The organism is Streptomyces millisiae, assembly GCF_031845425.1.
Taxonomy (GTDB): Bacteria; Actinomycetota; Actinomycetes; order Streptomycetales; family Streptomycetaceae; genus Streptomyces; species Streptomyces millisiae.
Genome location: NZ_JAVREM010000192.1, coordinates 1 through 615, shown reverse-complemented (window position 1 = coordinate 615; position 615 = coordinate 1). Strand labels below are relative to the sequence as shown.

Annotated in this window: 1 protein-coding gene; it reads left to right on the top strand. The window is 68.0% G+C overall.

Features of this window, described 5'->3' with window-relative positions; genetic code table 11:
* Positions 1–30: 30 nt before the first annotated feature.
* Positions 31–615 (top strand): AMP-binding protein (locus tag RNC47_RS36160; RefSeq protein ID WP_311605095.1); only part of this gene is annotated, 585 nt, incomplete at its 3' end.

Genomic DNA, 615 nt, shown 5'->3' with positions numbered 1-615 from the left:
GTGGTGGATCGGTGGGCGCCGGGCCGGGTGATGATCAACGGTTACGGTCCGACCGAGACGACGGTGTACGCCACGATCAGCCGGCCCCTGCAGCCTGGTTCGGGTACCGTCCCGATCGGCGTGCCGGTGCCGGGTGCGGCGTTGTTCGTCCTGGATCGATGGTTGCGTCCGGTGCCGCCTGGTGTGGTGGGTGAGTTGTATGTGGCCGGCCGCGGGGTGAGCGCGGGATATCTGCGCCGCGCTGGGTTGACTGCGTCGAGGTTTGTGCCGTGCCCGTTCGGGGGACCGGGGGCGCGCATGTATCGGACCGGGGACTTGGTCTCCTGGGGTGCCGATGGGCAGTTGCGGTACGCCGGGCGGGCTGATGAGCAGGTCAAGATCCGTGGCTATCGTATCGAATTGGGCGAAGTCCAAACAGCTTTGGCCGACCTGGATGGTGTGCGGCAGGCGGTGGTGATCGCCCGCGAGGATCGCCCGGGTGACAAGCGCCTGGTCGGTTACATCACCGGCGCCGCGGACCCGGCGGAAGTACGGAATGCGCTGGCCGAGCGGTTGCCGGCCTATATGGTGCCCGCGGCGGTCGTCGTCCTCGATGCGTTGCCGTTGACCGTCAAC